The sequence below is a fragment of the Pantoea sp. App145 genome (genome assembly GCF_047947045.1).
GTDB lineage: Bacteria > Pseudomonadota > Gammaproteobacteria > Enterobacterales > Enterobacteriaceae > Pantoea.
This window is the reverse complement of the sequence record NZ_CP133290.1, coordinates 850,720-864,600: the sequence shown is the minus strand read 5'-3', so window position 1 is coordinate 864,600 and position 13,881 is coordinate 850,720. Positions and strand designations below refer to the sequence as shown.

Genomic DNA, 13,881 nt, shown 5'->3' with positions numbered 1-13,881 from the left:
CTTAAGGTTGCAGCCAGCTGTCCTGGCGCTGCAGTACTGGCAGACGCGGGCGACGCTGGTCCATATCGGGTAACGCAGCCAGCAGGCCCTGGGTATAGGGATGCTGAGCCTGGCCCAGCTCCGCAGCGGCTAATGACTCGACCACGCGACCGGCGTACATCACCAGCACCCGGTCACAAAAGTGGCGCACCAGGTTGATGTCGTGGCTGATAAAAATCAGCCCCAGCCCACGTTGTTTCACCTGCTCATCCAGCAATGTCAGTACCTGCAGCCGCACCGACACATCCAGCGCCGAAGTCGGTTCATCGGCAATCACCAGCTCGGGATCGGTGATCAGCATCATGGCGATCATTATGCGTTGCCCCTGGCCACCGGAGATTTCGTGTGGATAGAGCTGATAAACCCGTTCGGGATCGCGGATGCGCACCACATCGAGCATCGCCAGCGCCCGTTGTCGCGCTTCATCGCGCTGTCCGGGGTGGTGGCTGCGCCACGCCTCAGCAATCTGTTCGCCGATACGCACCACCGGATTGAGCGAATATTTCGGGTCCTGCATGATCATCGAAATACGTTTGCCACGAATGGCGCGCATCTCAGCCGGGGTGGCACTTAACAGGTCCATCCCGGCAAACTGCATACACCGGGCGGTGACCTGCGCGCTACGCGGGTGCAGTTGCAGCAGGGCGCGCCCCACGGTGGATTTGCCGGATCCCGATTCGCCAACAATCGCCAGTTTTTCCTGGCCGAGCTGAAAAGAGACGCCGCGTACCGCCGGGGTGCTGTGGCGTCCATTGACGAAGCTGACCTGCAAATCCTGCACATCAAGCAAGGGTTGGGGGTTATTCGCTACGGGGATCGAGGATGTCACGCAGGCCATCTCCTAAGAAGTTAAACGCCAGACTATTCACCAGAATCGCCAGACCTGGCACCGTCACCACCCACCAGCACTCCAGCATGTAGCTGCGGCCGCTGGCGATCATCGCCCCCCATTCGGGATCCGGTGGCTGCGCCCCGAGACCGAGGAAACCCAACCCGGCAGCGGTCAGGATGATGCCCGCCATATTCATGGTGATGCGGATAATCACCGATGGCAGACACAGCGGGACAATATGCTTCCAGATTACGCGCACAGGGGAAGCGCCCTGCAAACGTACGGCCGAGATAAAATCCGCCTGACGCAGCGACAACGCCTCGGCCCGGGCCAGACGCGCAATCGGCGGCCAGGCGGTCAGGGTGATGGCGATGACCACATGCTCCAGCCCGGGACCGAGCGCCGCAACAAACGCCAGTGCCAGCACCAGGCTGGGGAAGGAGATAAAAATATCGGTGACGCGCATCAGTACGCTATCGACCTTACCGCCGAAATACCCGGCAGTAACGCCGAGCAGCAGGCCAATCGGCCCCACGGTGACCGATACCAGCAACACGATATACAGGGTGATGCGCGCCCCCCACACCAGGCGGCTGAAAATATCACGACCAAATTCGTCGGTGCCAAACCAGTGTTGGGCGCCGGGCGGACTCAGGGCGTTATTCAGGTCCTGAATCAGCGGATGATAAGGTGCAATCCACGGTGCAAACAGCGCCGTCACCAACAGCAGCAGGATGATCGCGCCGCCGATGGCGGTCAGCGGATTACAGGCCATACGCCAGACAAACTGGCCGGTACGGGCTGCCAGACGGCGGCAGCGTTCCAGGCGCTCGCGCGTGGCGCTGGCATAAGGTGTCTCCAGCGAAATCGTCATACTTTGGTCCTCGGGTCGAATACCTGATAAAGGAGGTCAGAAACCAGGTTGAGCAGGACAAAAATCAGGCCGACCACCAGCACGCAGCCCATTACCGCATTCATATCGCCCAGCATCAGGCTGCCGGTGAGATAGGAACCAAATCCCGGCCAGGAAAATACCGTTTCAATCAGCACCGCGCCTTCCAGCAGTGAACCGTAAGCCAGCGCCACCACCGTCAGCAGCTGGACCAGAATGTTGCGAAAGGCGTGTTGCCAGATAACCTGCCACTCGGTCAACCCTTTGACACGCGCGGTCAGAATGAACTCCTGTGACAGCTGCGCCAGCATAAAGCTGCGCGTCATGCGGCTGATGTAAGCCAGCGAGTGGAAGCCGAGCAGCGAGGCGGGCAAAATCAGGTGATTTAGCGCGTTGGCAAAGACCGAGCCGTTACCGGCCAGCAAAGCATCCACCAGCAGCAAACCGGTACGGCGCGGTACCACGCCATCGAGACTGAAATCCACCCGTCCGGCCCCCCCGACCCAGCCGAGATGCGCATAAAACAGCAACAGGCCGACCATGCCAACCCAGAAGATCGGTGTGGAATAACCGGCGAGGCTGATGATGCGCACCATATAATCCACCAGGCCGTTGCGGCGTGCCGCCGCCCAGACGCCGAGTGGCACACCCAGTCCGGTGCCAATCACAATTGCCAGCGTGGCCAGTTCCACCGTGGCCGGGAAGACACGCAGGATATCGTTGATCACCGGTTGCCCGGTCAGCAGCGCCTGGCCGAGATTGCCGTGCAGCAGACCGTTAAGGTAGATACCAAACTGTACCCACAGCGGTTTATCAAAACCGAGCTGGTGATAAACCTGCTGATAAGTGGCGTGATCGGCGTCCGGGCCGACAATCGCGAGCACGGGATCGACTGGCATCACCCGGCCAATAAAAAAAGTCAGCAGCAGCAGCCCCGTGAGGGTGATCAGCACCTGCCATCCACGGCTGCGCAGTTTGCGCCAGTGGCTTCGCGTCAGTTTCATTGCCCACCTCCCGCCAGGCTGTCCGGCGTTTTCCATACGTCACGTAAGAAGGTGGTCGCCGAGGGATGCGGCACATAATCCTGCACCCGGTTGTTGACCACCACTGAATCAACCATCTGGGAAATCGGCATCAGAGCCGGGATCAATTGGTCGTAACGGCGCTGGATTGCGAAGTAATCCTGCTGCTGACGTGCGCTGTCGCGTTCCAGTAGCGCCTGATCGATCATCTGATTCAGCTGCGCATCGTAGAAACTGGTGCGCCAGCCCTGAAAGTTGGTCAGTCGGGCGCTGTCGGCGTTATTCGGGTTGTACACCAGCGAACGCAGGCTGGAGTGGGGATGGGGTTCCACGCCGCTGCCACCACGCCCGACCAGCAGGTTGAACTGCCGTTCGCGCATCGCTCCGTAGATCTGGTTACCGGTACCGGTAATGATTTTGGCGCGGATGCCGCCCTGCATCAGGGTGGATTGAATGGCGATGGCGATATTGAGAAACGGCTGGTCAGCCAATACGCGCAGCGTGGTATCAAAGCCGTGGGGATAACCGGCTTCCGCCAGTAAGGCTTTGGCGCGTGGGATATCCAGTTTGTAGCCGGGGTCTGGCAGAGTGGCGGGCATACCGGCCTGAATCGGGCGTTGATGCAGCTCGCCATAACCGGCCATCAGGGTGTGATTGATCCCCTGATAATCCACCAGGTAACGCACCGCCTCACGCACTTTGGCGTTGGCGAAGTGGTCATCCTTCATACTCATCGCCAGATAATAAAGGGTGCCTTTTGGCACGGCATCGATGGTGAGGTCCGGGTCGTGACGCAGCGCTTTGACATCGGGGAACGCCATATTGCTGGCAATATCGATATCACCTTTTTCCATCATCAGCCGCAGGGTTTGCGACTCCTGTAAATGACGGAACACCACGCGAGCAAGCTTCGGCGCACCGCGCCAGTAGTTCTCCGCGCGATTCATACGCAGTACGTCTTTCGCCTGCCAGACATCAAGACGGAATGGGCCGGAACCGGCTTCGTGGGTGGTCAGCCAGCGATTGCCCCAGTCACCGTTGCTGGCATGGGCCTGCACGGTTTTGCTGTCGAGCACCACCATGCTGCCCAGTGCCGCCAGCGAATAAAGCACCAGTCGCGGATCGTTGGCTTTGGGCAGGCGAATCTGCACGGTACCTGCATCCGGGGCGCTAATCAGCTGGTCCACATTGTCTTTGTTAAAACCGTAGGATTTCCACACTGAGGCTTGCGCCAGATTCAGGTGCAGCACGCGACGCATCGACCACACCACGTCGGCACTGGAGAGCGGGTTACCGGAATGAAAGGTGACATTGTCACGCAGATGGAAGGTGAGTTGCATATTATCCGGGCTGATTTCCCAGCGTTGCGCCAGCGCCGGACGGACGTTGGTCAACTGATGCGGGTCCAGCTCGACCAGGCCGTCATACAGGTTAACCACAATACCCACCACTTCATTGCCGGTCATGGCGGCGGGATCGAGGGTCAGCAGGTTGTTCATATTCATCCCGACGATCAGTTGATCGTCGGGTGTGGCAGCCAGTCCGGCGGGGCTGGCCGTCAGCAGCAGCAACGCGACGCAGCACGTTGTGCAACGGGTAAAGAGGTTCATAAGCAAAGTCCAGCAGGTCAGAGGTTTATTGTTGTTTGCCGTACTGCTTGTGTCGGGTATTACCAGCGATTCAGGGTATGGGTTTCAATCCAACTAAAGTTAATGTCTTCGCCCAGCCCGGGACGGGTCGGCAGATGGACAAAACCGTCGCTGTCCATCGGGTCTGTCAGGCTGTGGAGATAGGCCGGGGGCTGTTCATAATCGAGGAAAGGATGCAGCAGGCCGCGCTCATACCAGCGACAGTTACGGATGGCACCCACCACGGCGAGGCTGGCGGCCCCATTGCCGTGCACTTCGCAATCCATACCGAAGGCTTCGGCGAGGCTGGCGACTTTGAGTGTGGCGGAAATCCCACCGACGCCGTTGGCACCGGCACGTAAAATGTCACAGGCACCAGCCTGTACCCAGTCGGCGCGGCTATGGTGTTTACCACCGAGGCTTTCCGGGCCGAGCACATCAATGCTCAGGTTATTCGCCAGCCAGGCATAGGACGCCATACTTTCTTCTTCCATCGGCTCCTCAAACCAGGTGAAGTTGAGTTTTTCCAGCGCCTTGCCGATGGTGAGGGCGTCGCTGCGGCTATACCAGTGGTAGCCATCCAGCATCAGGGCGATATCCGGTCCCACCGCTTCACGCACGGCGGCGCAGGCTTTGATATCCATCGCCGGGCTGGGGGCAAACGACACCGGTGGCATCCAGGTATGCAGCTTGATGGCACGATAACCACGCGTCACCAGCTGTTCGGCAAAACGGGCGTAATCATCCGGGGTCGATAATCCCCCCTTCAGCTCATCGCCGCACATGGTGCTGCCATAGGCGGGAATTTTATCCCGATAACCACCCAGCAGCTTGTGTACCGGTTGTTGAAGTTTACGACCGATCAGATCCCACAACGCCTGCTCCACCGCCGACAGTGCACGTTCCGTCAGTTGATGGGCGCTGCCGCGTTGCCAGTGCACCAAATCCTGCCACAGCCGCTCACGATCAAAGGCATTTTGCCCGAGTAAAACCTTGCGAAAGAAAGCATTCACCACATGGGGACGGATCACCTCCGCTGGCGCAAAAGCGTAGCCACAATGGCCGTCCTCGCTGGTCAGGGTCAGTAACGCCAGCTGAGCGTCACTTTCTGCGCCGGGATGCGAATGCCCGGCGCTGTCGGATACGCGGCGTGTAGGGTAGGTAAACAGGGTGACATCAATGGCGCTGATCTTCACGGCAACTCCTCCGGTAAACACATGTCCATGCCCGGGAGCGGGCGTTATCAATAAATTAAAACGGTGTTTCATTTCGTAATTTAGTCTTCACCTTTTGTTAACGCATTAGCCAAAGCGCGGATTATTCCGGCGATAAATTGGGCAATTGCATGGCGGGCTGTGAGCGTTTTCACGAAAGGAGGGCGTTTTGTGAGCGGTGACACAGCGGGCGGAATGTAAAAAAATGTGTCGCCAAGGGCTTTTCATTTTGTTGCCGCCAGGTAATAGTGACGCCGCGAAATGCATTAATAATAATCATTATCATTTGTAGGGTTAGATCACATGAAGAAATGGATGTTAGCGCTGGGGTTGCTGACGGTTGCCTGTGGTGCATCCGCCAAAGTCATTACCGATGTGGCCGAGCGGCAGGTCGAGGTGGCACAGGAGTCAAAACGTATCATTCTGGGTGAAGGGCGGCAGATGTACCTGCTGGCAGCCTTCGACACCCAGGCACCGTTCCAGCGTGTGGTTGGCTGGCGTGATGATTTCCACAAAGCGGATTACGACGGCTACATGGCGTATGAAAAACGTTATCCGCAGATTAAGCAGTTGCCGACCTTTGGTGGAGCTAAGGATGGCACTTTTAATGTTGAGCAGGCGCTGACGCTGAAACCCGATTTGGTGCTGATGAATCTCGAATCGAAAGCGGCGACTGACGAAGGTAAATTGATCGAGAAGTTGCAGGCGGTGGGGATTCCGGTGGTGTTTATCGATTTCCGCGAGAAACCGATGGAACATGCCGAGCAAAGCATCCGCATTATGGGTGAGCTGGTCAACAATCCGCAGCGCGCAGAGCAGATTATTGCATTTCGTCGCGCTGCCATTGCTCAGGTGACCGACCGCCTGAAAAATTTTAACGGCAAGCAGCCAAAAGTGATGATTGATCGTGCTGGTGGTTATACCGATGAATGCTGCATGTCATTCGGTAACGAGAACTTCGGCCAGATGGTCGAGCTGGCGGGGGGACGGAATATCGCGAAGGATCTGATTCCTGGCACCTTTGGCACCCTGAATCCGGAGCAGATTATTGCCAGCCAGCCGGATGTGGTGGTGGTCACCGGTGCTAACTGGAAAAACTACAACACCGTCGGCAAATGGGTCGGCGTGGGACCGGGTGCCGATACCCAGGAGGCCGAAGCGCGCCTGCGTACCCTGATGATGCGTGATGCGTTTAAAACCCTGCCGGTGGCGCATAACGGCAATGCCCATGCGATCTGGCATCAGTTTTACGACAGCCCATATCAGTTTGTCGCCATTCAGGCGCTGGCAAAATGGCTGCACCCGGAATTGTTTGCCGATCTCGATCCGGACGCCACTTTCCGCGAGTTCCATGAAAAGTTCCTGCCACTGCCTTATCAGCCAGGTTACTGGGTGACACTGCCCGCGGATCGTTCCTGATAAATCGCAGGCAATAAAAAAGGATTTGGCAGCAACGCCAAATCCTTTTTTTCTGTTCACACATCGGCTGGTAACCGGGTGGTGAACGGGGTGCTCAGCACTCCTCACAAAACGAATCATAAAATGTGCAGAGAAAGATTTCAAGTTTGGCTCAACTACTGTATGGTTGTACAGGTGTTGAGTGTCGGGCGTCGCTTCATTGTTTTCTGATGACTCCCAGGGGCGCGGATTGTCAAATCCCGGCAGGTACCAGGTGGTGCTGGCCTGTGGCTTTCACAATGAGCGCCGCTCAGCACTCCTCACAGATGTGCTCAGGCGTTCGGCGGGTGGAGTCAAAGTCCCGGATGCCGGAAGGCGCGCTCCTGCAGAGGAGAAGGAAAGTGATGGAACTGATTAGATTGCTGCTGGATTTAGTCCGCGTCATCTTGCAGATCATCGTTGCCCTTTTGCAACTGACCGGTCAGGCACACTGATCGGAACTTGAATCAAGGCGGAGCTAACCACTCCGCCTTTTTTCGTGGCTACGCCAGCAGGGCAGCGGCGGCGGCCAGCAACCGGCGATCGTCGCCTGCGACAAATTGCAATTCGATCCCGACCGGAATGCCATCCGGTGTCTGCGCCAGCGGCAGACTAATACCTGGCAGGCCCACCACAGTTGCCGGTTCGCAATTTGCAATCAATTGGCGAAACAGCGCGTTGGCCTGTGCAATTCGCGGCGGCAACAGTGGCACGCTGGGGAAGATCAGGCCATCGAGCTGATGCTGATGAAAAACCGCCTGATAGCGTGCGGTGAGCAATGGTTTCCAGTGGCTTAAGGCTTCCTGATATTGTTCAGCGCTGACGGTGGCGGCATCCGTAAGCAACGCCTGGACATCCGGGCTTTTTACCGCCTGTTTAAGTTGCTCAAAACTGTACTGGCTGCCGCGTTGTTGCAGATAATGTGGCAGATCGCGCAGCATTTCATAGGAGGCCATTGGATAGCCGGCTTTCACCGCCAGTTCCGCCACGTCGGCGATTTCCACCTCAATCAGCGTGACGCCGCGTTCACGCAGGCGCTGCAAGACCGGCTCCGCTGCCTGCACCACCGCAGGTTCACAACCGGACCAGAAATGCGCGCGCGGTACCCCTAACCGCAAACCATCAAATGTTACGGCGGGGAGTTCAGTCTCACCGCTAATGGCGGCATCAAGCGCGATCACCTCGTCGATGCGTTGCGCCAGAATTCCAGCGGTATCGCGACTGGCCGAAATGGGCGCGATGCCCTGTTGCGAATAGCGCAACAGTGAAGGGCGAAAACCGATCAAACCGCAAAATGAAGCGGGCAGCCGGACAGAGGCCCCGGTATCGGTGCCGATGCTGGCAGAGACGATCCCTGCCGCCACGGCAGCCGCGCTGCCACTGGAGGAGCCACCCACCACGCGCCCGGAGAGAAAAGGGTGTAGCACATCCCCCTGAGCAGCGTTCAGCCCGCTGGTGCCGGAAGCCAGCTCATGCATACTGGCTTTACCGATAATAATGGCCCCTGCCTGTTGCAGGCGGGTGATGATCTCTGCGTTGCGGCTGACGTTTTCCTCCGCCAGCAATGCGGTGCCGATACTGGTCGGCATCCCTGCCACATCAATATTGTCTTTGACCACCAGAGGCAAACCGGCGAGCGGTGCTGTGCCGGTGCTTAACGCGGCAGCCGCTGCCAAAGCAGGCTCCGTCGCCAGCCAGCTCAGGCTATTAAGATGGCGTTGTTTATAAGCCTGCAACAACGCCCGATGCAGTCGTTCACCGGATTGCGCCATGATTTACCCCATCGCCTGCGGGCGTTCGCTGCCTTTTATCGTGGCGCGATGCATCACGCGGCGGTAAGCAACATCATCATAAGGGGTGGCCTGATGCATGGTGCAGCGGTTATCCCATATCAGCAGATCGTGAGCCTGCCATTTATGGCGGTAGGTAAAGGTTTCACTGATGGCGTGGGCGTTAAGGCGCGCCAGCAGCGCCTCGCTTTCTTCCGGCTCCAGGCCGACGATCTCTTTCACGATGTCCTGCCCGACAAACAGCGATGGGCGTCCCGTCTCCTGATGGCGGCGCACCAGCGGGTGGACGACATCCGGGGTCGCCGCTTTTTGCTCGGTGCTGAGTGGTTCACGGTCGGCAAAGGCTTTAGCGTAGTAGGTAGAATACGAATGCACGGCGCTCAGCGGCTGAATCAGGCGTTTGGTGTCGTCATCCAGTGCGTCATAAGCGGCAAACATCGAGGAAAATAGCGTATCAGCCCCCACCGGCGGCACTTCCACCGCGTGCAGCACCGAGCCAAAGCAGGGCACTTCGTAGTAGGACCAGTCAGAGTGCCAGTTCCAGCCCTCTTTATGGTTGCCAATGGGTTTGCCGTCCTGTTTCACGTTCGATAACACATACAACTCAGGGTATGGCGTGGTCAGAAACTGGCTCAGCACATGCACCTGAAGTTCACCGAATTCACGCGCAAACGCGACATGCTGTGCTTCAGTCACTGGCTGGTTACGCAACAGCAGCACGGAGTGGGTATTGAGCGCGGTGCGAAGTGCAGCAAATGTCGCCGGATCAATGGGTTGTGTCGCATCGATGTTCAGCACTTCCATGCCGATATGATCTGTTAACGGGCGTAACTCTAACATCGGTAGCCTCCTGAATGTTTACTGACGATAGCTGGGATCGAGTTTGTCCAGCAGACGGATAAAAGCGGGCCACTCGCGCTCACCACGCAGGCGGATATCCCCTTCACATTGATTAAACTGACGGGCGGCTTTCTCGGATACTGCTTCCGGTGGCAGCAGCAATTTGCTGCCGCTGCCCTGTGCCATCAACTGAATGCGCGAAGCGCGTTCAAAGTAGTAAGCGAGCATAAAGGCTTCCGGAATGGTGCGACCGGCCGCAAGGATACCGTGGTTGCGCAGCACCATCACCTGATGCGGACCCAGGTCACGCACCAGCCGGGCGCGTTCGTCGGTGTCCAGCGCCACGCCTTCATAGGCGTGATAGCCGAGGCGATTCCAGAAATGCATCGCGAACTGGCTCACCGGCTGTAAGCCTTCTTCCAGCGCGGAAACTGCCGTGGCAGCGTCAGAGTGGGTATGCAATACGCAGATGGCGTCTTCACGGGCCGCGTGGATAGCGCTGTGGATGACAAACCCGGCGCGGTTGACCTCATAGTCACTCGGTTCCAGCGCATTGCCTTCCAGATCGATTTTGATCAGGCTGGAAGCGGTGATCTCCGGGAAAAACAGGCCATACGGGTTGATCAGAAAGTGGTGTTCCGGCCCCGGCAGGCGCACAGAAATGTGGTTGTAAATCAGGTCATCCATGCCGAAATGCGCCACCAGCCGATAACAGGCGGCAAGCTGAATACGAAGTTGCTGTTCGGTTTGCGTCATGATTATTTCCACCAGATAAAGGTTGTGTCGATCCAGGCCAGCAGGCCATACAGCGCGATGCTGACCAGTGAAGAAACCACCACGGCCGCCCACACGGTCAGCAGATCCACCTGCTGAGTGGACTGGAAGATGGTCCAGCCGATGCCCTGATATGCCCCCAACATCTCAGCAACGATGGCCACGATGATGCTGCGCACCAGGCCAACACGCAGCCCGCTGACAATGTTGGGTAAGGCGGCAGGCAGTTGCAGCTTGCGCATGATGGTGACGCGGCTGGCACCGAAGCTGCGCATCAGGTTGATCATCTGCGGGTCAGCCTGTTTCAGCCCATGCAGGCTGTTGACCAGAATCACAAAGCTGACGGCCAGCACCACCAGCACGATTTTTGACATGGCCCCCATGCCAAACCAGATCAGCGCCAGCGGGATCCAGGCCACGGTAGGCACTGAGTTAATCGCCACCGCCAGCGGCATCAGAATGGCCTCCAGTGGGCGGAAAACCGTCATCAGCATCGCCAGCAGCAATCCGGCCAGCAGGCCCAGCGCGAAGCCGCTGAGTGCTTCCAGCAGGGTCCAGCCCATCGATAACCACAGGCTGCTGCCGCTGCTGATGATTGCCAGCACGATGCTGTGCAGCGAAGGCAAAACAAACGGTTGAATATCAAACAGCCAGATACTGCCTTCCCACAGCAGGATCAGGCTCAGCACGCCGCATATTGGCGGCAGAAGTTGGCGTATCACGGCTATTTTCCCCACCATGCTAATTTTCTCTCACAGCGCTCCACCACGGCATACAGCAGCGCCCCTGTCAGCCCGCAAATGACGATTAACGTCCACATGCGCACCACATCTTCGTTGTACATTGACTGGATCAGCAGTACGCCCAGTCCAACGGTGTCGCCAAACCACTCGCCGACTATCGCGCCGACCAGGCTCAGGGAAATGCCCAGCTTGAGGGCGACGAAAATCGAGGGGGCAGCAGCGGGGAAGTGCAGTACCAGAAAACGTTTCATTCCACTGGCCCCGAAGCTGCGCAGCAGGCTGATATGCAGCGGGTCCACCATTTGCAGCCCGCGTTTGGTATTGAGCGTGACCGGCAGAAAGGTCAGGTAAAAGGCAATCATCACCTTGGCAAACAGCGTATTGCCGAACCAGATCACCACCAGCGCGCCAAAGGCGATCACCGGTACGGTTTGCGAAACGACAAACAGCGGAAACCAGGCGCGATCGATCCAGCTGACGTAGAAAAACAGGATGCCGCAAGCCACGCCAAATGCGGTGCCGAGCGCAAAGCCCAGTAGCGTCTCCAGCGCGGTGCGCCCGGTGCTGGCCAGCAACTGCGCTGCATTCGCCTGGATATCCTGCGCCACCATCAGAATGGACGGCAGGTAGCGCGGGCTGATGGAGAACAGCGTGACGCTGCCCTGCCAGAACAGCAGCACCAGTAGCACCGTGACCAGCAGCGGATGAGTCAGCAGGCGCTTCGTCATGATTGCCCCTCAAGCTGGGTAAAGCGGAACGACTTCATGCTTTCTTCTTCGATCGCATCGAGCAGGCGCTTTTTGATGGCGATAAATTCAGCAGAAGTCACGATATCCGCGGTACGTGGGCGAGGCAGGTCGATCGGTTCGATGCATTTGATGGTGCCAGGGCGCGCGCTCATCACCACCACTTTGCTGCCAAGAAAGATCGCTTCGTCAATATCGTGGGTGATAAACAGAATGGTGCGGCGATGCTGTTCCCACAGCTGGAGCAGCCAGCGCTGCATCAGCGTGCGCGTCAGCGCATCCAGCGCGCCAAATGGCTCATCCAGCAGCATCAAATCGCGCTGAAACAGGAAGGTACGCATCAGGGCGACACGTTGTCGCATGCCGCCGGATAACTGATGGGGGTAGCTCTGTTCAAAACCGCTCAGACCGAAGCTGGGAAACAGCGCCTCGGCCCGTTTGCGCGCGTCCTTACGCGCAATGCCTTCACATTCCAGTGCCAGAATGGCGTTATCCATAATGGTGCGCCACGGCAGCAGCAGATCGCGTTGTGGCATAAACGACACTTTGCCCAGCAACTCGCCATCCTGCTGTGACTGGCCTTTAAACAGGATGGCACCGTCGTTGTCCGGATTGATCAGGCCAGCGATCATGTTAAACAGCGTCGATTTGCCGCAGCCGGAAGGACCAACCAACGTGACAAACTCCCCTTCATTCACCGTCAGGTTGACGCCAGAGACGGCGACCACCGGCTTCTGCGCATCGCCAAAGCGTTTCCATAAATTATCCAGCTGCAACAGGGGCAGTGAGTTTTTGGGTGCAACGGTCATCAGGCTTCTCCGCGCGGGCTTTAGTTGAGGGTTTTGTCTGCTGCCGGGACTTTCTGCCAGAAACTCAGATCAAAGGTTTGATTCACGTCCACCGGCTGCTTCAGCGCGCCGTATTGCACCAGCAGTTTCATCATCTTCTCTGCCTTCGGCATATCGACGTAGCCCAGTCCCGGTGAACCCTGCGGGTACATCAGTGAGGCGATGGTATCGAGCATCGCCACCTGGTGTTTACGGTCGAGACTCGGGTTGGTTTTCATCAGGATATCGATGGTTTCAGCGCGGTGGGTGAGTGCGTATTTCCAACCTTCCAGCGTGGCATCCACAAACGCCTGAACTTTTGCCGGATCTTTTTCCACCATGGCTTTTGAGGTGATCAGCGCATCCTGCTGAGTGGTGACGCCGACATCGTCCGGCGAGATCAGCTTCAGATTGGTCACGCCTTTCTCTTTCAGCGTGTTGTATTCGTTGTACAGGGTGACGGTGGCGACATCGACCTGCTTATCAATAAACGGGTTAAGCGACACTGATTGCGGCAGCAGGGTGATATCGTCTTTCTTCAGGCCAGCGGCACCCAGCGAGGCCAGCAGGGGATACTGCACCCCGGTAAACCACACTGACACCTTCTTACCTTTAAAATCTTTGAAACTGTTGATACCGGAATCTGCATAGGTGACAAAGGCAAACGGGGTGCGCTGCTGCGACATCGCCAGCGCGACAATAGGCAGGCCTTTTTCCCGTGCCGCCAGTACGCTCTCCATGCCGCCCGCCAGGCCGAAGGTATCGGCACCGGAAGCGACTAAAGTCTCAACGTTGATGTTCGGGCCACCGGGATTGATGGTGACATCCAGCCCTTGTTGTTGATAAAAGCCTTTTTCTTTTGCGACATAAAAACCGGCGAACTGTGCCTGCGCCAGCCATTTCAGGCGGACTGAAACTTTCTCCGTGGCAGCCTGCGCGGCGCTGGCGAGCAACGCGGTGCAGAGTAATCCGGTCAGACAACGGCGGGCGAACGGTGAGGTGAATCCTGGCATTGGTTTATCCTCTGGTCTCGGGTGTCAAATAGCCTGGTCATGTCTTAGGTACTTAATCTATGTATACATCTCATCGCTTATAAA

General features: G+C 57.6%; 13 protein-coding genes. 1 reads left to right on the top strand and 12 read right to left on the bottom strand.

Annotated elements, in window-relative coordinates; translation table 11 throughout:
* Window position 1: 1 nt before the first annotated feature.
* From RCF31_RS03845 to RCF31_RS03825, 5 genes are read right to left on the bottom strand one after another with little or no spacing between them, the layout of a single operon-like run.
* Window positions 2-868 (bottom strand): ABC transporter ATP-binding protein, encoded by an 867-nt coding sequence (locus tag RCF31_RS03845; protein WP_416412562.1) that lies wholly within the window; start codon window positions 866-868, stop codon window positions 2-4.
* The gene (locus RCF31_RS03840) at window positions 840-1,745 is read right to left on the bottom strand and encodes an ABC transporter permease (RefSeq protein WP_299452773.1); all 906 of its coding nucleotides are present in this window, start codon (window positions 1,743-1,745) and stop codon (window positions 840-842) included. Before RCF31_RS03840 ends, RCF31_RS03845 begins: the two co-directional genes overlap by 29 nt.
* Complete coding sequence (locus tag RCF31_RS03835) at window positions 1,742-2,767, bottom strand: ABC transporter permease (protein WP_416412561.1); 1,026 nt, start codon at window positions 2,765-2,767, stop codon at window positions 1,742-1,744. The genes RCF31_RS03840 and RCF31_RS03835 overlap by 4 nt, the downstream gene beginning before the upstream one ends.
* The gene (locus RCF31_RS03830) at window positions 2,764-4,395 is read right to left on the bottom strand and encodes an ABC transporter substrate-binding protein (RefSeq protein WP_416412560.1); all 1,632 of its coding nucleotides are present in this window, start codon (window positions 4,393-4,395) and stop codon (window positions 2,764-2,766) included. The genes RCF31_RS03835 and RCF31_RS03830 overlap by 4 nt, the downstream gene beginning before the upstream one ends.
* A gap of 59 nt (window positions 4,396-4,454) precedes the next feature.
* On the bottom strand, window positions 4,455-5,609 hold the full coding sequence (locus tag RCF31_RS03825; protein WP_416412559.1) for a mandelate racemase family protein: 1,155 nt from the start codon (window positions 5,607-5,609) through the stop codon (window positions 4,455-4,457).
* A 321-nt stretch (window positions 5,610-5,930) separates the two neighbouring features.
* Here RCF31_RS03825 and RCF31_RS03820 point away from each other — a divergent pair, with 321 nt between their 5' ends.
* Window positions 5,931-7,046 (top strand): ABC transporter substrate-binding protein, encoded by a 1,116-nt coding sequence (locus RCF31_RS03820; RefSeq protein WP_416412558.1) that lies wholly within the window; start codon window positions 5,931-5,933, stop codon window positions 7,044-7,046.
* A 521-nt stretch (window positions 7,047-7,567) separates the two neighbouring features.
* On the opposite strand, the gene RCF31_RS03815 is transcribed toward RCF31_RS03820, so the two are convergent.
* The 7 genes from RCF31_RS03815 to RCF31_RS03785 are packed head-to-tail and all read right to left on the bottom strand — an operon-like array spanning window position 7,568 to window position 13,797.
* A complete protein-coding gene (locus RCF31_RS03815; protein ID WP_416412557.1) occupies window positions 7,568-8,836 on the bottom strand; it encodes an amidase family protein in 1,269 nt (422 codons plus the stop codon).
* 3 nt (window positions 8,837-8,839) lie between these two features.
* The gene (locus tag RCF31_RS03810; protein ID WP_416412556.1) at window positions 8,840-9,694 is read right to left on the bottom strand and encodes a TauD/TfdA dioxygenase family protein; all 855 of its coding nucleotides are present in this window, start codon (window positions 9,692-9,694) and stop codon (window positions 8,840-8,842) included.
* An 18-nt stretch (window positions 9,695-9,712) separates the two neighbouring features.
* A complete protein-coding gene (locus tag RCF31_RS03805) occupies window positions 9,713-10,450 on the bottom strand; it encodes a class II aldolase/adducin family protein (protein WP_299452792.1) in 738 nt (245 codons plus the stop codon).
* A 2-nt stretch (window positions 10,451-10,452) separates the two neighbouring features.
* Entirely contained in the window at window positions 10,453-11,190 is a 738-nt protein-coding gene (locus tag RCF31_RS03800; RefSeq protein WP_299452794.1) for an ABC transporter permease, read from the bottom strand.
* Window positions 11,191-11,192: 2 nt separating this feature from the next.
* Window positions 11,193-11,939 carry an ABC transporter permease gene (locus RCF31_RS03795; RefSeq protein WP_416412555.1) on the bottom strand — a complete coding sequence of 249 codons (747 nt, stop codon included), beginning with the start codon at window positions 11,937-11,939 and terminating at the stop codon, window positions 11,193-11,195.
* Window positions 11,936-12,766 (bottom strand): ABC transporter ATP-binding protein, encoded by an 831-nt coding sequence (locus tag RCF31_RS03790; protein ID WP_313683418.1) that lies wholly within the window; start codon window positions 12,764-12,766, stop codon window positions 11,936-11,938. Before RCF31_RS03790 ends, RCF31_RS03795 begins: the two co-directional genes overlap by 4 nt.
* A 20-nt stretch (window positions 12,767-12,786) precedes the next feature.
* Complete coding sequence (locus RCF31_RS03785) at window positions 12,787-13,797, bottom strand: ABC transporter substrate-binding protein (RefSeq protein ID WP_416412554.1); 1,011 nt, start codon at window positions 13,795-13,797, stop codon at window positions 12,787-12,789.
* Window positions 13,798-13,881 lie beyond the last annotated feature (84 nt).